The 21,183-nt window shown below is 47.8% G+C and carries 15 protein-coding genes; 6 read left to right on the top strand and 9 right to left on the bottom strand.

Annotated elements, in window-relative coordinates:
- Positions 1–30: 30 nt before the first annotated feature.
- Complete coding sequence (locus EDC56_RS13725; protein ID WP_123713142.1) at positions 31–1,248, bottom strand: hypothetical protein; 1,218 nt, start codon at positions 1,246–1,248, stop codon at positions 31–33.
- Between the two features lie 43 nt (positions 1,249–1,291).
- A complete protein-coding gene (locus EDC56_RS19810) occupies positions 1,292–3,508 on the bottom strand; it encodes a hypothetical protein (RefSeq protein ID WP_211333697.1) in 2,217 nt (738 codons plus the stop codon).
- A gap of 464 nt (positions 3,509–3,972) precedes the next feature.
- On the opposite strand from EDC56_RS19810, the gene EDC56_RS13715 reads away from it, so the two are divergent.
- The 5 genes from EDC56_RS13715 to EDC56_RS13695 all read left to right on the top strand — a co-directional run bounded on the left by EDC56_RS13715 (position 3,973) and on the right by EDC56_RS13695 (position 9,354).
- Positions 3,973–5,784 (top strand): amidohydrolase, encoded by a 1,812-nt coding sequence (locus EDC56_RS13715; protein WP_123713141.1) that lies wholly within the window; start codon positions 3,973–3,975, stop codon positions 5,782–5,784.
- A 302-nt stretch (positions 5,785–6,086) separates the two neighbouring features.
- Positions 6,087–7,187 carry a TMAO reductase system periplasmic protein TorT gene (torT, locus tag EDC56_RS13710; protein WP_211333696.1) on the top strand — a complete coding sequence of 367 codons (1,101 nt, stop codon included), beginning with the start codon at positions 6,087–6,089 and terminating at the stop codon, positions 7,185–7,187.
- Positions 7,188–7,782: 595 nt separating this feature from the next.
- Complete coding sequence (locus EDC56_RS13705) at positions 7,783–8,199, top strand: hypothetical protein (protein ID WP_123713139.1); 417 nt, start codon at positions 7,783–7,785, stop codon at positions 8,197–8,199.
- A 66-nt stretch (positions 8,200–8,265) separates the two neighbouring features.
- Entirely contained in the window at positions 8,266–8,775 is a 510-nt protein-coding gene (locus tag EDC56_RS13700; RefSeq protein WP_123713138.1) for a hypothetical protein, read from the top strand.
- 210 nt (positions 8,776–8,985) lie between these two features.
- Positions 8,986–9,354, top strand: a complete 369-nt coding sequence (locus tag EDC56_RS13695) for a hypothetical protein (RefSeq protein WP_123713137.1) — start codon at positions 8,986–8,988, stop codon at positions 9,352–9,354.
- A gap of 6 nt (positions 9,355–9,360) precedes the next feature.
- Here EDC56_RS13695 and EDC56_RS13690 read toward each other — a convergent pair whose 3' ends face one another.
- Positions 9,361–12,345, bottom strand: a complete 2,985-nt coding sequence (locus EDC56_RS13690) for a S8 family peptidase (protein WP_123713136.1) — start codon at positions 12,343–12,345, stop codon at positions 9,361–9,363.
- 846 nt (positions 12,346–13,191) lie between these two features.
- Positions 13,192–13,452 carry an HP1242/YdcH family protein gene (locus tag EDC56_RS13685; protein WP_123713135.1) on the bottom strand — a complete coding sequence of 87 codons (261 nt, stop codon included), beginning with the start codon at positions 13,450–13,452 and terminating at the stop codon, positions 13,192–13,194.
- Between the two features lie 719 nt (positions 13,453–14,171).
- Between EDC56_RS13685 and EDC56_RS13675 the strand changes: the two genes are divergently transcribed.
- Positions 14,172–14,396, top strand: a complete 225-nt coding sequence (locus tag EDC56_RS13675; RefSeq protein WP_123713133.1) for an amphi-Trp domain-containing protein — start codon at positions 14,172–14,174, stop codon at positions 14,394–14,396.
- Between the two features lie 82 nt (positions 14,397–14,478).
- Here EDC56_RS13675 and fhuB read toward each other — a convergent pair whose 3' ends face one another.
- The 5 genes from fhuB to EDC56_RS13650 are packed head-to-tail and all read right to left on the bottom strand — an operon-like array spanning position 14,479 to position 21,123.
- Positions 14,479–16,485, bottom strand: a complete 2,007-nt coding sequence (gene fhuB / locus EDC56_RS13670; RefSeq protein WP_123713132.1) for a Fe(3+)-hydroxamate ABC transporter permease FhuB — start codon at positions 16,483–16,485, stop codon at positions 14,479–14,481.
- Positions 16,485–17,432, bottom strand: a complete 948-nt coding sequence (locus EDC56_RS13665; protein WP_123713131.1) for an iron-siderophore ABC transporter substrate-binding protein — start codon at positions 17,430–17,432, stop codon at positions 16,485–16,487. The genes fhuB and EDC56_RS13665 overlap by 1 nt, the downstream gene beginning before the upstream one ends.
- Complete coding sequence (locus EDC56_RS13660; protein WP_123713130.1) at positions 17,426–18,193, bottom strand: ABC transporter ATP-binding protein; 768 nt, start codon at positions 18,191–18,193, stop codon at positions 17,426–17,428. Before EDC56_RS13660 ends, EDC56_RS13665 begins: the two co-directional genes overlap by 7 nt.
- Positions 18,193–18,963 carry a siderophore ferric iron reductase gene (locus tag EDC56_RS13655; RefSeq protein WP_123713129.1) on the bottom strand — a complete coding sequence of 257 codons (771 nt, stop codon included), beginning with the start codon at positions 18,961–18,963 and terminating at the stop codon, positions 18,193–18,195. The genes EDC56_RS13660 and EDC56_RS13655 overlap by 1 nt, the downstream gene beginning before the upstream one ends.
- Before the next feature lie 21 nt (positions 18,964–18,984).
- Entirely contained in the window at positions 18,985–21,123 is a 2,139-nt protein-coding gene (locus EDC56_RS13650; protein ID WP_211333694.1) for a TonB-dependent siderophore receptor, read from the bottom strand.
- Positions 21,124–21,183 lie beyond the last annotated feature (60 nt).

Below are 21,183 nucleotides of genomic sequence, written 5' to 3'. Positions count from 1 at the left end.
TCTCCATCGGGGCGGAATGCTACGGGTTTATTAAGAAAAGAATAGTTTTATAACGTCTTCGAGGTTACCGATTAATGATTTATCGATTACTTTTGTACTCTGAGTATTGTCAAAGCAGTCCCTGATCATTTCATCCTCAAAATTTTTCAGCATTTTAAGATCAGCTGATATGTCCCAGTAGGTCTTGGTGAGAAAATCTGTGGTTTGGATTGCATCGACGGGAATAATATTTTTTTCTTCTAGTTTTGCTGCATTTAAATAGACTTTATAAGCAGTATTTATATCTCGTATCTTACTAGCATTTTGAGGTGTAAGTGTCATTTCCGACTCTTCGGTCTGTGTCTCGTCGTCTCTGTATTTTGCTAAGCAATAAGTGAGGGCGTTGTAGAACTTTCTGGTGTTTTCGAGGCGACTTCTGCAGACCTTTATGACTTCGCCGTTTTTAAGTCCTATCTTTTCTTCCTTGGGCCAAGTACCTATTCTTTTGGCAGACATTCTTACTAGGCTTTCTTCGATCGAACTAGCTGCTAACTTTAGTTCTACAACTTTTTCGGCTGGTATTTTTTCGTAATTCTTATCACGTAAATCAGTCAGGATTTCTTTTAGTAGAGTTAATTTTTTAAATAATTTTTTCATGTTATCGTCAGATTCGAGGGTGTTGAAGCTACTATAAAGCTCTCCGGCTGCCTTCTTGAATGTGGAGTAAGCGCCACCCTTGTTGAGTGATTTTTCAGGGCGAGGGATAAACCCGTTTGTCCTGAAACCTGCGAGCGTGTCGTATGGGTCGTCTTGGTTTTTCTCAAAGTCTGCGATTGTTTTGTGCTTAGCCACTTCGGCTCCATCTACCTCGACCGTTCCACTCATCACTACCGCTTTCAATATGTCAGCGTAGAAGCCATTTGGGGCGCCGTTTCCTGGGTATGTTTCGTAGTATTGTAAATACCTTGATGCAGATTTCCCTACGACATCATGAGCGACGTTAGTACCGATACAGATATACTTCCACTTAATCATTTTATCAAAATCATCCGCTGTCGTTCCTTTATGCCCCGCTGTCTTGTCTTTTTCAATTTCCATTAATTCGTAGGTCTCTTTAAAAGCTGCGCTTGCAGCGCCGAGAACGTCAGTGAGAATCCCCCAGGAAAATGTTGCACGGCTAAGCTGTTTTTGTCTGCGCCAGGACTCACCCTGTTGAGATTGTGTTTCTCCAATCGCTTTCGATAGGGTCTCTGTGGTGAATGTTGCCATGATGGTGTCTCCAACTATTTTTGGTTGTTGCGGTTAGGGTTTGTTACGCTGTAAAAAGGCTTTCAATATCATCGATAGAAAGACTGCAGATATCTTTAATGACGGCTATCGGCATAGCGATGATGAGACATAATAAATTGGGGTTTTTATCATTCAGTATCATGCTAATCGGCCATGCTTCGGCTATTGCATCAGGTATCTTTATGTAGCTGATGACAGTAATAATAATATTGATAACCTCCTGGGCTAATTCGAGTAAGCTGACGGGAAGTTTGCCGACTTTTTTCGCGGCAAGGATAAGCTGCTCTTTAATTTTATTTGCCAGATCGTCCACTGTGACCGCTGCGTAGCCGTCATTGTCCTCATTTATTTGCTTGAATAATGCAGTGATCGCGTCTTGTTCGCTCGCAAATGAAAGCGTATCGAATGAGTCTTTAAGCTTCGATTGGTATTTATTGACCCAGTACCCTAATGGATCGCCATTCAGGATATTTTTGAGTATGGTTGTTTGATCCTCAGTTAGGTTGTCTTTGAGTGCGCTGTTTTCCAATACGAAGATCAGTAAGCTGATCAACTCTTGTTTTGAAGGCAAGGTGATGCCACTTTTTTTATCAGTGTTATCAGTGTTATCAGTGTTGTCAGTGTTGTCAGTGTTGTCAGTGTTGTCAGTGTTGTCAGTGTTGTCAGTGTTGTCAGTGTTGTCAGTGTTGTCAGTGTTGTCAGTGTTGTCAGTGTTGTCAGTGTTGTCAGTGTTGTCAGTGTTGTCAGTGTTGTCAGTGTTGTCAGTGTTGTCAGTGTTGTCAGTGTTGTCAGTGTTGTCAGTGTTGTCAGGTGTGCTACTCGTGTTGCTTGCATCCTCGAGAAGGGGAGTCGGCGCAAACAAGGCGTTGATCTCTGTTTCACTCAATAGCTTAAATCTGACGGGTACTGAGTCTTTCAGGTAGGCTCTGGTCGCAATGATTTTTTGAATAAGCTCTTGCAGGCCGTTATCGCCCAGTACATCGCTGATGCTTTCTGGTAGCGCCTTTTGCAGGCTGGGTGCAATTTTCTCTAATAACACCAACATGATGCCAAGGTTATCGCTGAGATCGTCGTCGCTGTCAATTTGCATATCTTTAGCGATAGGAGATAGTTTGGTCGCCAGAGAATCCGATGCGAGGAGGTTCGATACTAGCGTTACGATGTCAGGTAAAATTGACGTCGTAAATCTAACGCGTTCCTCTATGGTCGTAAAACCGTTGTATTTAGGTAGTGTGTCGTCGACAAACGTGATAACGCTTGTTTGGTTTTCTGTCTCTGCTAAAGCTGTTGCGAGGGGCTTGGTTATTATGTCGAGCATATCGTCAAAAAACAGGCCGGACTTCTCTTGCTTAATAACATCTAACCACCTTTGCGCGGCATCGATGACATTGGTTGCGTTCTTTTCCTCAGGAAAGAGAATGGTGTGGTTTTCATCAAGCTCAATCAGCTTTGCCGTTTTCTCGGCATATTCCATCAGTTTGTCGAGGTCCGTGACTGTACTTTTTAAGCTATCACTTGCAGGAATTTCGGTGGTGTTTATCTGGGCACGAATAGTGGTTATTTTATCGCTGTAGCTATCACCGCTAATAGGTTTAGTTACAATGCCAGTGATTGTATCACCGATGTTGTTGATTGATGCCTCGATCGGGGTTTCTGTCGGCGGTTCTGTCGGCGGTTCAGTGGCAGGGTATTCATCGGCAATGACGGCGCCGGTGAGTCTTTCTATAAGGTCAATACAAGTAGGCACTAAGGCTTTTGTTTTTTTCTTTCTTAGTAAGGTAATAGCTTCGACATCATAATCATCAAAATCATCAGGTAGGGTGAATACCTCTGTGAGTATGTTGGTTAGGTCTGTCCAAATCTCTTCTTCAGTTGTCACGATTGGATCAACAATGTTTTTTATTGCGGTCACTTTCGCTGAAACGAACTGGCGAGTCTGCTCGGTGTCGCTGCTGTCAAAATCTATGTTTAAATCGTAAAGAGCAGGGTTGTTGAGCTGAATTCCGGTTGTTTTTTTGTAGAAATCAGTCGCTTTTAACTGATTGTCGTAGCGATTGATCTCACCTTCAATATCGTCCAACAATGTATCTATATAGGTCGTTAAAGCTGTTTTCTTTGTCTCTATAAAGCCACAACTCGCATTGAGTTTTTGGTCTAAGCTATCGGCATGATCAATAATATCGGACCAAGTGTCTGGCAATATGTTTAATAGTCTTTTAATAAAGTCGACAGAGCTCATGCTGTAGTTCCCGAATGTTTGTGTGCGGACAAATCTACGCTCTGGTGACTTTCTAAACTTGGTTGTTTATAGCAATGCTATTTCGTCGTTTTCCCCGAGTTATTATTTTCAGTGTTTTAAAGAGAGTTTCTGCATCATTTTTGTGCGCTTGCGTGTCAAATTGGTGCGTGTAAATGGTTGTAATTAAAGGGTTAGTTGGTGGTTGTGGAGTGTTGCTAAAGTTTAATGCGAGGATTTGTTTCTTATTAAGAAAAGGCTTTCGCTGTTGCTGGAATTTGTAGGTTTCTGTAATTACGATAAATTTAATTTCTTGTTTAAGCTTTTCGTGGTCGATAAATGACGTTAAGGGGTAAAGAAGGTGGCCGTAGCTAACGGAGCGTTATGTGTTTTTTGCGTAGTGAGGTATACGTATTTTTTTTTTCTGGTTACTATTTATTGACATAATAAATAGGGAGTATTTTGTAATGGGATTATTTAAGGCCGTTAGTGCGGTATTTCTTGCTACGTCGTTAAGTAGCACTGTAATGGCTCTTGGTTCGCCCTTAGTGGGTTGGGGGAAGGCAGCAGACACCATCTACTACGGTGGTGATATTGTGACGATGAACGAGGATCAACCCACGGTTCAGGCTGTCGCCGTACGGGCAGGGAAGATCCTAGATCTGGGTTCTGGTGAAGAGATGCTCAAGCACGGGAGGCTTTATACTCGGCTAGTCAACCTGCAAGGTAAGACGTTACTGCCTGGTTTTATCGATGCCCATGGCCATGTCAGCATGTTGGGCATGCAGTCAGAGACGGCGCCGGTATTGCCTGCGCCGGACGGCAGTGTGAATAGTATTCAGGCTTTGCAAGACACTTTAACCGAGTGGGTGGCGACAGAACCTGAGTTTCTGGAGAAAACGGGATGGATTGTTGGTTTTGGCTATGATGACTCTCAGCTGGCTGAAAGGCGTCACCCTGTCGCCGATGAGCTGGATGAGGTTAGCACAGAGCTGCCAGTGGCGATTATCCATCAATCAGGTCATTTAGCGTCTCTAAACCATCGTGCACTTGAAATGGTGGGTTATACGAAGGGGGTAGCTGACCCGGAGGGAGGAGTTATTCGGCGTGAGGCTGACGGTGTGACTCCTAACGGTGTGCTTGAGGAGGAGGCTGCAGAATCAATCCTAACGACTTTGATGGGATCGACTACGGACATCGCTTACTTGAGTGGCATGGTGACCAAGGGGGCAGAGACTTTTGCTGAGAATGGCTTCACGACAGCACAGGACGGCAAAACACCGGTACAGCTTGCGCTTCTAATGTCGTTATCGACGCTAGTGACAGATTTGCCGATTGATATCACTTCCTATGTTGATGCCACACAGGCAGCACCGTTGTTGACACCCAAGGCGCATGATACGAATTACTTCCGTGGCTTTAGAATTGCCGGCCATAAGAGCAGTATTGATGGGTCACCACAGGGCAAGACAGCCTGGTTAACCGAGCCTTACTTTGTGCCGCCAGAAGGCAAGGATGCAAGCTACCGAGGCTACCCAGCGATTACTCGCGCAGAATTGGATGCTGCCACAGACGCCGCCTACAAGAATGACCTGCAGTTATTAGTACATGCGAACGGTGATGCGGCGATCGACTGGATGATCGACTCATTTCGTTTGGCGGAAAAAAAGTACGGTAAGAAAGACCTTCGCCCAGTGCTAATTCACGGCCAGACGTTACGCGAAGATCAGATTCCGGCATTAAAAGAGCTGGGTATTATTCCGTCGTTATTTACGCTACACACATTTTACTGGGGTGATTGGCACTATGAGTCAGTACTCGGGCCCGATCGTGCAAATTATATTTCACCTTCCCGCGATGTATTGGATGCAGGGCTTAAGTTGACCGTGCATGCTGATTCGCCTGTCGTGTTGCCCTCAGCGTTACGCATGATTTGGAGTACGGTCAATCGCCAGACGCGCAGTGGTCGCATATTGGGAGATGATCAGCGAATCACGCCTTATGAGGCCTTGCAGGCCATCACGATTAATGCGGCCTACCAGTACTTTGAAGAAGATAAAAAAGGCTCACTCGAGGTGGGGAAATTGGCTGATCTTGTCGTGCTATCAGATAACCCGTTAACAGTTGACCCGATCACGATTGCAGACATTGAAGTGTTGGAAACGATTAAGGAAAATAAGAATGTGTTTTCAACCGGTGTGTTAACCAGTGAGACGGTCTTCGAGCTTGTTACGCAGAAAAGGGATGGTATTGTCGCGCAAGAGATTATCAATAATTGATGCTGAGGTACGTTTGATATGATTCTCTCCCACGTCAATAGCTAGGTGATAGCTAGGTGATAGCTTGAGTGGGAGTGAGTACTTTCATCCTTGTTGGTGGTTGCTGGTTAGTGGTTAGCTCAAAGCTAACCGTAAGCCGTACTTCCAGTGGGTGTGCTTGCCTAACACTTTGGTTATACTTGTCATTTGTTACAAATATTTAATTATTTATATACCCAGATCTTCCCATGGGGGTAGGTGAGTTTGTATCTCTTTGTCGATATAATACTAGCTCTTATTCATACCTGTTAAGGAAGACACGAATGAAGTGCCCGCAAATAATAACAATGTCACTGAGGAGTGCTATTGTTGCGTTGATCGGCAGTGTGAGTGTTGCAGAAGTTGTTGCTGCTGAAAACTGGTACCCCTACGATACTGAAGTGTGGCACTCGCCCTTTGACATCGATAGTAAACGTAGCCTTAAACCTTATTCACCATTAAAATCAGCGACTAAGCCCTGGGATATTTGTGTGTCGCTCCCCCATGTTGATGACGCATACTGGTTGGCGATTAACTATGGCATTGTGGCTGAATCGCGTCGCCTAGGGACTAAAATGCACCTGCTTGAGGCGGGAGGTTATAGCAATTTGACCCGTCAGATCGCCCAGGTCGAAGATTGTATTGATAGTGATGCCGATGCGATCGTGCTTGGAGCAATCTCTTTTGAAGGGTTAAATGATGTGATCGCTAAAGCGAAGCAACATAATATCCCTGTGATCGATGTCGCGAACGGTGTCTCTTCTACCAAAGTTACCGCTAAAACCCTGATTTCAATTAGTGACTTGGGGCTTAATACAGGGCGCTATCTCGCCGATCGTCACCCACAGGGGTCCAAGTCAGTGAAGGTGGCATGGTTCCCAGGTCCGCCAGGCGCAGGGTGGGTTGAGTCGGCTGACAAGGGCTTTATTTCTGGTCTTGATGGGAATAGATCGATCGATGTGGTCGAAACGCGTTATGGCGATATCGATAAAAAAACACAGATGAAGCAGATTGAGTCAGTATTGGCGAATCACCCAGACCTTGATTATATCGTAGGGACGGCAGTGGCTGCCGAGGCATCTATACAGCTATTGAAAGAGAAAAAGTTGAGTGACCAGGTTAAGACTGTCTCTTACTATTATACCCCCGCGGTGCATCAGGCGATTAAGCGGGGCGAGGTGTTAGCAGCAACGACAGATTCTACGGTTATTCAGGGGCGTGTTGCGATTGACCAAGCCGTTCGCATTCTTGAGGGGCGGTCTTATGACATACATGTGGCGCCAAAGTTGTTTGTTGTTGATGCTGGTAACATAGGCGGGCTTGATGAAACGTCTATGCTAGCGCCGGTGGATTTTAGGGCGACGTTTCGGGTTAATAATAAATAAGCAATTAAATAGGCTAATTAATAATTGGGAGTCTATTTTTTTATTTTTATCTACCAATAAATTTATAAAATAATATTTTTAGATAATTCCTTGTTGTCATCCTCATGGGTGTAGATATGTTGATGTGAACCCTGTAAATTTACTTCAGCGCCTTTGCGGTTTGCGAGATATTAAAGTCTCGTAAACCTTTTTGTTGAAAGTGTAATCATTTTATTATTGATGATGATGTTAAACCGCTGTTTTTATCGATCTAATAACTAACTGATAGATTACTCTAACGCTATTTTCCGTTTTCAAAATGGCAAATAATCTTTAAGTTTATATTCTTAGTGTAGCTCCTGTCTGCTAAAAGATAATTATTTCACTTACTTAACCTTGAGTCGCTCCTTGCAGTCAACGCTCCAATTGTTCTCGTCAATCAATTGCTCCTTAAATAGGTAGAACCGCCGAGTATTTCGTTTCGCTTTCCAATCAAAATGCTAATTAGAAAACGACTGTCGCGTTAGCTGGATGCTTTGGCAGTGTTGGAGTGGCAGTGTTGGTCGTGAGTACGTTATATATCGTTAAATTACTTCGTATGTAGTAGGAGTGGATCATGAATAATAATCAATACAAGGGTGCTGGGACGCAAGTGTGTAGAGAATTGGCGTCGAAGATGCCAAGTGTCACCATGTGGGTGGTTGTGCTTATAATTTATTTAATAATATTGTTGTCTATTGGTTATGTGTCTTTTTGGGAACAGGACTTCAATAGGCCTGAGCTGGTTGTTGAGCCCTATGTAAAAATAATTAATGAATATAACCAGCAGGCTCCCGTAGGAGGAGTGGTGAGTGATCAGCAGTTATCGGCCATTATTCAGGAGGTTATGAAAAAAAATGCAGAGAGCGCAAGTGAAGTGCAAGCACTAGCATCTCAGTCGTTTCATATCGTTTTAGGCGCTGTATTGTCTTTTCTTTCAGGTTCAGTCACAATGATTTCGCAAAGGTTGAGTGGTAACAATAAAACCGGGTAATGCATATTACGTCGACCTCATGCCTAGATTATAATAATAAATACTAGTTAATAGGGATGACGACTAATGAATAAAATGCTGAAAGGCCTTTTTATGATCTCGACAGTAAGCTTATTACACGTTGAGACCCTGGCGGCAGAGCCTAATTTTTGCTTGTTTCCAACAAAAGCGGTTCTCGAGACTTTAACCTGTATAGAAACAGAGAGTGCAGATTGTGCTTATGCAGGTTACGCACCGGACTTTATCAAGCGTCATAATGGTGAGCTTGTAACTGTGAATATGAGTGGCCCTGAATATTGGCGGGGCGCCTTCGCTGTCGCCGATTTTGATCTTGACGTCAACCATGTTAGGCGAGCTGGCTTAAAGGCGGTTAGTCTTCGTTACGTTGAAACTGTTAGTTTAGTGACTGGGCAGCGTTTTCAGCAGCATGAGCATGCTTTGGTGACGGTCGATAAGGATTGTAAAATCATCGAGTGGGATCAGTATGGTGATAATAAAGAGCAGCTGGCAGTCGATCAGGCAGTACTGACGTACCTTAACGCTGTCGGTGCTGTTCAGTCGGACTTGGTTCAATAAAGCTTTTGTTTAAGGTTGCGGCACATTCTGTGTCGCTCTAAGTCGTGATTCTCCATTAATCTTTAGCGTGCGAAGAGGCTTGATAGTGCGCGCTTGTCATCGGTGAACGAGATTTATCGGTGGCGCGGTGCTGGCCTAGCCTTTATTCTTTTAAATTGACGTATACTTCTGTAAGGCTTTTGTCATTGGAGTGAATAATGGAGTGGGCTGATGAGTTATTTTCGAGGCGGTATAGGTTTATTATTTGTGTTTCTGGCGATGAGTAGTGCTTCGGCTTCAGATAATCTTTCTGATACAGGGGCGGTACGCCAGGACTTGGCTATGCGCTTACAGGTTTCTGCGGAGCAGGTAGCGGTGCTTTCGGTCACAGAAAAAACTTGGCCCGATAGTAGTCTTGGCTGTCCTCGACCAGGGATGTTTTATACGCAAGCACTGATTAACGGTTCGCAGATCATTCTGCGCGTAGGGGGTCGGCATTATTATTATCATGCCCAGACAGGCAAGCCCTATTTTTATTGCCAACGGCCGGCAAAAAAAAGCGGGGCAGCAATGCTGGCCCCGCCGATTGATAACACTTAGGTTGTACTAGCGATTATCGGCTTCCACACGAGTTAGGCCAAAGCTACCGTCATCATTTTCATGAGAGATGAGGCCGTAGTGCCATTCGCCGGCAGTGGCGTTATCCCAGCTGAAGTTGATTGTTTCGGTGTTGCCCGTGGTGGCAGAGGTAGGTGCTGAATCAATCGTCAGGCTACCTCCTGATGTGTTGGCAATAACCCAGCTGTACAGCGTATATGGAGTGGGGTCGATTGGTGCGGCCCAGCCATGAACCCACAACGTCCAGTCACCATCTACCGGTGAAACAACTTCGACTAACTCATCGGTGCCGCCATTGCCGCTAGAGGCGACGACTTCGCCAGCAGGGTTAACAAGATAGAGGTCAAGGTCAGCATCTGCATCAGTTGCCTCTGGAGGGAGGGCGATACGTAACAGAGCGGCGTCGCTGACGGCAATGGTATGGGCAGTCGAGAAACCATCTACAGGGTTAAATGCCTGATCTGGATCCTGTGAAACTTCACCGCTCGTCAACTCTGCAGGGGTTAGCCCTTGAGTCGTTGCAGTGTAATTGCCGGTATAACCGAAGCTAACATCAAACTCGCTGGTACCACTCTCTCCGCTAACGTCTAAGCTTTCTTCTGCAGAAAATAGCGCGCCTTTAACGGCTATCGGGCTGTAGACTAAACCTCGCTTTTTCGGTGAATACTTTTTATGCGGGCTCCAAGTGAGTGAGCCGTGTTCCCAGACATCCGGTGTAGCGCTGACATTGGTGACGGTGATGCTATAAGTTGCAGACTCTCCTGCCTTTAGCTTTAGCTTTTTAGGCTTGACCTTAACCTTGAAACCTTCAGGCGCGTCGACATGGACCCAATACTTTTTTTTCTTTTTGGCGTTTGGATTTGTGTCGGCTGGGCGGGTTACTGTGCGGTGTATGGTCTGGCTGCCTGCTAGCTGAGCGATGCCGATAGAGGGGAGGTTCAGCTCACTCGGGTCGAGAGCAATACCATCGGCCTCAATAAGGGCGCAATCAGAATCACTGACAAGGCCGGTGTTAGCACCGCAAAGGAAACCAAGGTAATCAGCATAACCAATGTCATAAACAAGACCTGGGTTAAACATAGAGGTGCGTAGACCGTTGATTCGTGCAGGAACGGCATGACCGGCGCCCATGTCAAAGGCGTCAGCCTGGGTGATGCCGTCTTCCTTCTTCACATCTTGATGTGCGCTTGTCATCATCGCGGACTTGGCCATGGCGGCCGTCCACTCAGGGTGAGCTTGTTTGATGAGGGCATACATACCGGCGACATGTGGGCTCGACATTGAGGTGCCGGAAATCATTTGGAATTGCTCACCGCGGTTAACCGGGGTGTCTGCTGCCAAAATGTTGACGCCAGGCGCGGTAATGTCGGGTTTGATGATGTCAGCTGAAAGGCGGTTAGGACCACGTGATGAGAAGCCGGCCATTGACGGTGCTTCTACGTAAGCGTGCTGACCGGCACCAATGCTGGCGACGGGGCTGTCATCTGAGGCGATGTACTGTTTGATAACGAGACCATCGGTATTGTTGATATGTACTGAAGGCACGTAGTGGGTGTCGGTAACTTCGCTCTGACCGTCATTGGCATTATAGAGGATCATGCCGGCACCTTCGGCCATGCTAACGGCGAGGCTCTTATCTAGGCGTGCGATATCGCCACGCTTACATAAGACAATTTTATTGGCAACGACTGCGGCATCAAGTTCGCCTGGTAGGCAGAGTTCACTGCCTGCATCAGCGGCATCGACGAGTGGCAATTCATCAGTGCCAGCAGTAATCGAGGCACCAATAAATTCCCAGCCATCGGAGGATGAAGCTGAACCTTCGTAAGTGCGATCTTGCGTGCTGGCACCAACCGAGGTAACCCATGGAGTAGAGGCAGGAGAGCCTGTAGTCGCAGGGGCTGGGCCGCTATTACCATTGGAGGTCGCGATAAAGACGCCCGCATCAGCAGCGAACAGGAAGGCGATGTCGTCGGGCCCAATGGCGTAGCTAGTAGAGCCAATGGAGTAGTTAATGACATCGACACCATCCGCGACTGCTTGATCGATCGCGGCAGCGAGGTCAGAGCCAAAGCCGCCCTGTGTGCCAAGTGCTTTATAGGCAATGATGCGCGCCCGAGGAGCGACGCCGCTGACTAAGCCAAGGTCGTTGCCCAAGAGTGTTGCAAATACATCGGCGTTACCGGCTGCGGTTGAGGCGGTGTGAGAGCCGTGCCCGTTTTCATCGCGGGCCGAATCAAACTCACCAGCGTCGGCACCGAGTACCTCACGGTAGGTTGGAAGAACCTGACGAGCGCCAAGCAGCTTGTTGTTACAAGCAAAGGGGGCGTCGTCCTCGCGATGGACAGTATTACCAAAATCACAGCTGGAATAGGCGCTTTCATCCAGTGTAATACCTAAGTCAGCATAGCTGCCATCATCGGCAAACGATGGGTGCTCAGGCCAAATACCGGTATCAATGATGCCGACAATGACATCTTCACCGTTGATATCTTTAGCCCAAGGACCACGACGACTGTTTAACCCAAGAAAGCTAGGGCTGTTGTCCGTCATGGTTTGGTGGAGTGTGTCCGGGAGAACCATCGCTACTTTTTTATTCAGTGCGATACTTTTGGCCTGCTCGTAGCTCATACGAGCACTAAAGCCGTTGATGGCGTTGCTGTAATCGTGAACTTTTTTGTCTTTCAGACCGTATGTCGCGAGCACCTCGTCATGGTCTTTTCGCAGTTTGTTCTTATAGCTCTGTGCTGCATTGCTTTTTGTGCTAAAACGTTGGTTTGCCGTTGGTTTAGTGGCTTTGTAGCCTGATATGTTGCCATCATAGCTGATTGCAGGTTTTAGCTTCATGATGACGATATAGGAGCCGTGGGGTGATTTCGTGACTTTAGCGACGTCGCTCTGTACTGCTAACGCAGATGTCGCAAGTAACAGCCCGCAAAACGTTGTAAGTGTTTTAGTTATTTTATGAGTCATATTGGTGCTCTTCTCCTTAAGATTACACAAGTGTGGCGCTGGCCTTCATGACCGGTGCATGACTTGCATCGATGGTTGGGTTCATTTTTTAATATTGGGGAAACCTACGGCGAAGCTGGCTGTATTTTGTTACGTATTCACTCAGCCGCATTGTTTGCTTGCCGTTATATCAGCTTAAACATTGATAGCATTAACCATGCCGCTAGCTTGCTTAAATAATTGCTTCCCTAAATTTTTCATAACCTTTCCTGGCGTTATATCTTGCTAAAATGGTTTTTATTTTTCTGTTTTTGCCTTCGTGGCAGTGCCGGACTCAGTCCAGAGTCTTGACACTTAATCGCCATAGTAAACTTGGTTGCTCGGTAGCTTGAGCCACTAAATATTACCGTATGTATATAATATACATTTTTTATAATGCGACAGTAATCAATTAACGATAAAAAGTATTAATTTTTTTTTACCCTTTGCCTTTTTCATTGCAGGTATGCTTCGAAGGTCACGTTTTACGGGCGCTTCAGGGTTTTGAGCAGCTCGTTGATTGACTGGTGCTGTAATGTTTTAGCTTGACCGTGTATATTCTCAACCTTTTTTGTGAGCTTTTGTGTAATTAAAACTTTGTGGCTTTATTTAGTTGTGTGTAATTGTGCGCGTATTTTATGCCACGCAGATATTAAAGAATTGAGTAAGTAACTACACTAGCTTTGCATAGCATGGAAAGGGGATCCATTGAAAGAGGAGAGGTCTAGTTGATAACTTCCTGTCATCTGTTGAAGTGAAATAGGCTTATGCTGTCATGCGCTGAAAATAGAGTATTTCAGCGCATACAGCTACACCTGCACTTACAGCTTATGCGAGTTCAGCTTGCTGCTCGTATTGCTGGATGATTTGATAAAGTTGATCTTTGAGTGAGAGGCGGATTTTCTTTCGTTGTTCCGTGTATTGGTCGCTCGGTGTTTCTACACCCTGTTCGATACGGTGTACTTCGTGGTCGGCATCGTGGTACTCATCGAACAATTTACAGAAGCGGTTGTCATTCATTTTTAAGAAGCGAATGCTTTCTTTGTGTTGAGGAAGCTCGTGCAATAAATCGTGTTTTTCAACGCTCATATTTTTTACCTCAGTCATTACGAATAAGTGTTAGACCATTCCAGAATATACCTGTGTGGTGATCTTGATGTTGACGTGCGTCAAGAGGGGCGGGCGAGCTACAAAAATCATTGTTGTAACTACAGCTTCGTTACGACTTGCTTTGATGCTAGAGAATATATCTTTCACAGTTATTTCGATGGCTAGAGCAGGCGTGATTATAATTGTTGAATAACCGTATTGTTCAGAACCTGTCACGAGAGTGGCCTTTGAATAGGAACCCAGCATATTATTTATACATGGTAACCATCTAGAGCTTTCGCCTTTGGGCATGGTTATTGCTATTTATTTGAATGTACTTTGGTGCATCGGGAGTTATTCAAGGGGTTAACCCTGAGGAGTTGATAGACGATAAGGCGACAGGAACGGCTAATCCCAAGCATAACACCGGAGTATTAAACGAGAGGGTAGCGATTAATGCCCGTCTCAGGCAGTTTTTAGATAGGACATCTTTAATGCGGTAGCGCCCCTCAGCACCGATACAAAAGTGTCCTTGTCTATATGCTCTCTATAACGACTGAAAGTTATAGAGGGCTTTTTTATTCACCAGGTTTTCTTTTCTGTAGAGAAGCAGTAAATTAGAGCAAAGCATGGTGCATTGTGCGCAATTTAGGCGCACGATTGTCGTTTTGCTGCTTATCTTATCTTCCCCCTTTATTAACTGCAGATTAGGTCGAAATATGAGTGTAAAAAAAGAGAGAGATATCGAAAAGACGTACCCAACAGCGGAGTTTGTCGCCAAGTTACGACGTTTGGCCGATGCGTTGGAAAATGGTGACCAATTTGAAATACAGATTGCCGGTGAGCGAATCTATGTGCCGGTACGCGCAGAGTACAGTATTGAGCATGAGCGTGAAGGCACAGAGGAGGAGGTTGAATTTCAAATAAAGTGGTCAAACAAGTAACAGCGAGACCTTGCGGTGAAAAGTCTATCGCTTCAGCTTAATTATGAACAGCTGCCCGCTTAGCGAGCAGCTCGTCTAGGTATTAGCGTTGTTTTCGCCCTTGGATCATCAGCAGAATAAAGTAGCTGCCGCCGACGATAGCTACTAATGTGCCCGCAGCAATCTGAGAGGGATAAACCAGTGTCTGCCCCAACCAATCGGCCAGTACCAGTAATAATGCCCCCATCAGTGCGGCGGTGAGTAGCTGTGGTTTTGCGCGGTTAGCCCCTAACATTACGGCCATGTGAGGGGCTAGCAAGCCGACAAAGGCAACGGGCCCCATCGTTGCAGTGACTGCGGCGCAGATCAAGCCGACGCAGGTCAGCAAGATCACGAAGCTTCTGTTGACTGCTAACCCCCTCGCTTTAGCAAATTGCCTACCACCAGAGATCAGCGTTAACCAACGTGATGTCGCTAGCGCGAAGGCGACGAGTAGAGTGACGATCAGCGCCAGGCTGATGGCTGCCTCAGGTTTCACTCGGTAGGTCGATCCCGCTAACCAGCTAAGTATGCTGTAGGACATCTCGTTGCCTTTGATCAGGGCGAAGTGAACTAGGGCTTCGATCAACGCACTTAATGCGATGCCGCAGAGCACCAGTGTTGCAGGGGCGAATTGACAGCGCCTGCCAAGTAAGATGAGTATCACGAGGATAGTCATGCTACCGAGAAAGGCGATGCCGGTCGTCGCCTGAAAGATATTCATGCCAAAGAATAGGCTACCGGAGACCAATGCAAAGGTTGCACCCGCTGAGATGCCAAGAATATCGGGACTCGCGAGCGGGTTGTAGATGAGGCGCTGTAGTAGCACGCCAGCCACGGCGAGGCCCGAGCCAGCCGCTATTGCGGTAATTAGTCTTGGCCAGCGGATACTCCAACTGTAAGCCTCTGGCAAGCTTATTGCCCAAACTAATTGCTCGCCTTCGAGTGAGCGGGTAACGAATATGCTAGTCAGTACGCTAATAATAAAAGCGATGATGAGTAGGCCCGCTAGACGTCGGTTAAAACGGAAGCGACTCTTTGGCAGTTGTAGTGATATTGCGCCGTCTGCTTGCCGCTGACGCTGTGTGAACCAGATGAGGGCGGGGGCCCCGACGAGGGCCGTTACCGTGCCACTGGGAATCATATCCATGGTTTGCAGGCTCATTAACATTGCCAGCGCATCGGTGATGACGAGTAATAACGCGCCTAATAGCATGCTGAAATACAGCTCGTCGCGGGCGCTGGTTGCGCCCATGCGACGAGCCATATTAGGGGCGAGTAAACCGACAAAACTGATTACGCCCACTGTGGTGATTGACGATGCAATGAGCCATAGCCCCAATGCAAAGAGTGCTACCAGCGCTGGTACGATGTTTAGCCCACGTGCTCTGGCACCACTGTGGCCAAGTTTTAGCAGTGTCAATATTCGCGGTGCCAGTAATAGAATGAGCACGGCCAATGCGAGTCGAGGTGCTAGCCAAGCGACGCCTCCCCAGCCATTCTGCGCAAGATCGCCAGCGCCCCAGATGAACAGGTTGCTGGCATACTCTTGGTTGAGCAAGATGATCGCGGTAGCGATGGCGCCAAACAGGATGTTAACAGCCATGCCAGCCATTACGATGGCGAGGCCTGATAGGTTTCTCATACCGGTGATTAGCAGCACTAGCCCAAGTGTTAGGCAGGCCCCGGACATCGCGGCAATAGAGGCAAAATCACCGACCCAGTGTGGGAACCACACATTGAGTATGACTAAGGCGAGCCAGGCTCCTGTCGAGGTGCCGAGTGTTAATGGTGAGACGAGGTGGTTCTGTGTTATTTGTTGCATCAAGCTGCCAACAAGGCCGAGTGTGGCACCGACCATGACGGCAATCATAAGTCTTGGTAGTTGTGACTCGACAAATAATAAACCGTCAAAACTGTCAGGGTTGAGGCCATGAAAAAGCTTGCTTGCTGTTAACTGCCACTGCTCGGCCAGGCTGAGTGGCGTGCCGATCTGGGCGGCGAGCAGGAGCATGGCAAATAGCAGTATGGCAGTGCCGTTGTAGCGTATCGAAGGGGTACTGGGCGTCATTATTCTGGCGTCTTATTAGCGTCGTTAGAGGTTTTGGTTGGCTGTGGCGCGATGGCTAATAGGCTCTCGGCTAGGGCCTCAGCGAGGTACTGTATCGATATTGCGCCGCCATAATTCCATACGGGCGCAACGGCGTGAACGCGGTGTTGGCGGACGAAGGGCATGGCTTGCCATAAGATAGTTTTCTCCAGCGCCTGTTGTTGTGCAAACGGGGTGAAATACAGTGCAGTAGCATCGCCGATATCTCTCAACGCCATTAAGCGTTGCTGTGTTGCTCCCCATTGTGTTGCCGGGAGGTGAAGGGCGGGGGAGATACCGAGTTGCGATAGCGCATACTGAGCCATCGAATTGTCGCCAAACAAGTAAACAGAGGTGGTGCTGGCGAAGCGAAAGGTGGAGACTTTTGGCAGCTTACCACCATAGGCGGTGAGTAGTTGTTGTTTGAGTTCTGCGAGTCGCTGACGCATCTCGGTTAAACGTTTCTCCGCGACTTCTGAGCGACCGAGAGCGGCGGCAATGTGTTGAAAGTTGCTAATGGCCGTCGCGGCGTTATCGTGTGTAGCGCTGTAGGTGTGGTAGTAGAGCACTGGTGCAATTTTTTCTAGACGCTCTAATAGGTCGAGCTGCGGTGAGGCGATGATGATCAGGTCGGGGTGAAGTTGTGCGAGTAGCTGGAAGTTCGGCTCTATGCGTGAGCCAATGTCCTGCACCCCCTTCGGTACGGTCGGCTGGATGACCCACTCTTTGTAGGCGTTAATTTCTGGCATGGCGATGGGGGTAACGCCAAGCTCTATTACTTGTTCAGCGAGATCCCAATTGAGCACAGCCACCCGCTCAGGAAGCGCTGGTAGCTTTTGTGGGCCGCGGCTGTCATGCACTTGGATCTCTGCCCAGGATGAAAGGCTTAGGCAGACGAGTAGTAAACTGATAAAAGCTTGCCTCAACATACGATAGCCACTTTATGCGAATGTGTCGGGTGATCGATCAATGCGACGTTGGTAGAGAATAACGCAGATAATCGCTGCTCATCTAACAGCATGTCTAAGTCTCCTTGGAAGGCGAGCTTGCCTTGCTTGAGTGCGATGACTTCGGTGGCGTAGCGAAGCGCAAGGTTTAGGTCGTGTAAGATGACGATGATGCCTTTGCCTGTGCTTTTGTTTAGCTCACTCAACAGGGCCATGAGCTGGTATTGATGATGAATGTCTAATGCTGAGGTGGGTTCATCAAGGATGAGTAGCTCGGCTTGTTGAGCCAGTAACATGGCAATCCAGGCGCGTTGGCGCTCGCCGCCGGAGAGGTGATCCGCTAAGTTGTCACGTAAGCCGTCAACGCCGGTTTTGATCATCGCTTCATCGATAATACGGTGATCGTCTTCGCGCCAGCGGCCGAGTACACCACGCCATGGGTAGCGTCCTAAGCGCACCAGTTCGGCAACGCTCATCCCTGCTAATTCCGGCAGTTTTTGTGGAAGATAGGCTACTTTTCGTGCCAGTTGCTTTGCGCCATAGCTTTTTAGTGGTTGCCCCATCAAATGGATTTGACCCTGGTCAGGTGGGAATTCCCCAGCTAACAGGTTCACTAAAGTCGATTTGCCAGAGCCGTTATGGCCTAAAATGACCGTAAAAGCGTTAGGGTTGATTTGTAGCTGATCAATTTGCAGGATGGTGCGATCATCGCGTTGTACCTGCACAGCATCGAGTTGATACATCACTGTGCCTCTTTTTGTTTTGTTTTACTGCGTGCGCAGGGGCAGCCAGCACAAAGATTGCACTCTGTTGCTTTAAAGGCAAGGCAGCAGCTTTGTCGCTGAATGAATAATTGTTGCTGGTCAGCTGTTAATTGGATGGATGATAATGCGGTATCAGGCAGCTCGAGTGCCGCTAGCCATAGAGCAGCTTGCTCGCGAATAAATGTTAGCTCGCAGCCTGGAAGGCGTTGATGAAGCGCCTGTAGTTGCAGCAGTACGGTATCACTTAGGTATCGCTGCAGCCAAGGTTCCCTAAGTGGCCGTAGCTGGGACAGGTCGGCACTGTAGTAGGAGAATAAGGTTAATAGTTGTTGCCCCGCTTGTGCAATCAGCGTGGGGTAGTCGCCCTCTTGGACGTCGTCACTACTTAGGCTAAAGCCAGCGATCAGCGCCGGTGAGTGGCGTTGTGCAATAGTGCTTAGATTGGGCAGGGAGCGCAGCTGATAGATGGCAGTAAATGCAATATAGATAGGCTGCCAGGTGAGCAGAGACCAGCTTCGACCGAGCCAATAAGCCGCGCCAGCAGTCGGGTAGTGCTGTTTTAGCTCCTGATAGAGCTGAGCAACGGCTTGTTGGTTATTGGTGTTGGGTAGAATCATACCGGGTTGAGCGGCGCAGCACTTACCCTGCAGGACGGGGCTAACCCGTTCGCACAAGATAAAGAGCTGTTGAAAATAATCGCTGCTATTTTCAGCTTGTCGTATTGCTTTGACGCTCACTCGGCTATTCATGGGGTGACGCTGGTTCCTCGCTTAGAACTGGTATTGTGCGTTGACCTCAACAGTTCGCTCGGCACCGTACCAGCAGTTTGCACTGTCGTAGCAGGTGTAAGACTCTTGGTTGAACAGGTTGTTGACGACAAGGTTAACGGTGGCGCCATCAAAACGACGGCCCAGCTGCGCTAAATCGTAACCTACGGAAGCATCAACGATGGTCGAGGCGGGCACACGGTCGCTGTTGACAGCATCCATTTGCATTTCACCGGTATAGCGAACGCCGCCACCGATACGGGTGCCGTTGAGCAGACCACGGTCGACGGTGTAATTCGTCCAAAGCGTAGCGGCATGCTCGGGTACATAAATAGGCGTTGTACCCTGTAAGTCGTAATCGGTGTCCTTTGTAATCTTCATGTCAATATAGGTGTAGCTGGCGGAGAGTCCCCAATTTGGAGTAACCAGCAACTGCCCCTCAATCTCGAGCCCCTGTGACTGGATCTCACCGATTTGAAGCTTGTTGCCAGGGGTGGGGTCATCAGGGTTGTCTACGACTGCGTCACTTTTGATGATATTGAAGTAAGAGACCGTCGCCGAGGTGGTCTCATCATCAGAGAGGTATTTCACGCCCGTTTCAATCTGCTCGCCTAACTCGGGCTTGTACGGTGTGCCATCACTTTTTCCGCTTGCATAAGGTTCAAAGCTGGTGGCATAGCTGATAAACGGTGATAACCCGTTATCAAATTCGTAGAGGGCACCGACACGGTAAGAGAACTCTTGATGGTTTGCTTCTGCGTCGTAAAATTTTGATGAGGAGTGATAATCGTCGAAACGACCGCCGGCGATCAGCACCCAATTATCGATATGCAGCTGATCTTGTACATAGAGGCCTGTTTGTTCCACTTCGACGTCATCAATCCATGTACCCTCTGTGCTTAGCTTGCTGGGGTCAATCATATGGTTATTGGGGTTGTAGATATTAAAGTTGCCAAACTGGCTGGTGCTACCGTACGACGAATAGACTGTTTGTCCTTTGAGCTGTTGATAGTCGACACCAACCAAGGTGTTGTGCTCGATCTCGCCGGTCTTAAAAGCGCCAGATAGCTGATTGTCGACAGAGTAACCCTTGGAGTCTTCGTCAGTACTATAAATGTAGCGCTCTAGGTTGCCTGTGCTGGCATCAAAACCGGCGGCGATGTGGTAGGTGTTGCGTTGTTCAAGCGTAGCGTCTTGATAGCGAGCCGTCTGTAAGAAGGACCAGTTGTCGTTAAAGTCGTGTCGAACCTTGTAGCCCGCCATCCAAAACTCACGCTCGAAATGGTTCCAGTTGGCATCACCGGCGAAGGTCGAAGGTTTGGTGCTGCCGGCCGGGTTATGATCGATCATGCCGGAGGCGGGTAGGGAGGAATTCTGCCCCATAGCAGGGTCTTTCTGGTAGTACAGGTTGATGTTGACATAGGTTTTATCGGTGATTGACCAGTCGACGGAGGGGGCGAAGACCGTGCGCTCCTCTTCGGTATAATCTACCTGGCCATCTTTCTTGCGCGTCATGGCTATAACGCGGTAGGAAGCATCGCTGTCGCCGAGCGCACCGGTGCTATCGATAGAAGCCTCGCGGGTATTGTGGCTACCCGTCGCTAACGTCGCGGTGGTTTGTTGTTCTTGCTGTGGCGCTTTGGCTATCATATTGACCATGCCACCTGGCGGCATGGAACCGTACAGTACTGAGGTCGGGCCCTTGTAAACTTCGACCTGCTCTAATGCAATCGGGTCAATCTGAGGCTGTAAATTCCAGCCCTGTAAATACTGTAGGACGAGGCCATCGTAGTAGCTTTGGCTGACGTCAAAGCCACGGATATTGAAGGTGTCGTACATGGTGACAGAGCCACCTTTTTGCTCCGTAGTGACACCGGGGGTATAGCGGAGAGCTTGGTTCAACGATTTTACGCCGCGCTCGGCCAATAACTCGCCATCAATAATAGAGATACCCTGCGGTGTTTCCTCTGGCGCGAGGCTACTTTTGGTGGCGGTATTTTTATACGCCTTACCTAATACATTCACCTCTTCGAGGACATATGTTTTTGGTTCATCGGTTGCAGGAGAGGCCCAAGTGAGGCCGCTAACAGAAGCGAAAAGGGTGAATTGAAGAATGTTGTGTTGACTAAAACGGCGCATCATAGACCTCGGCTAAGTAAATCAGCGCGCAGCATAGCTAAACTTAGCGGCCTAATGCAAATA

Origin of the sequence: Sinobacterium caligoides (genome assembly GCF_003752585.1) — a bacterium.
Lineage (GTDB): Bacteria > Pseudomonadota > Gammaproteobacteria > Pseudomonadales > Sinobacteriaceae > Sinobacterium > Sinobacterium caligoides.
Note: the sequence above shows the minus strand (reverse complement) of the source record. Positions and strands in the feature narration are given on the sequence as shown.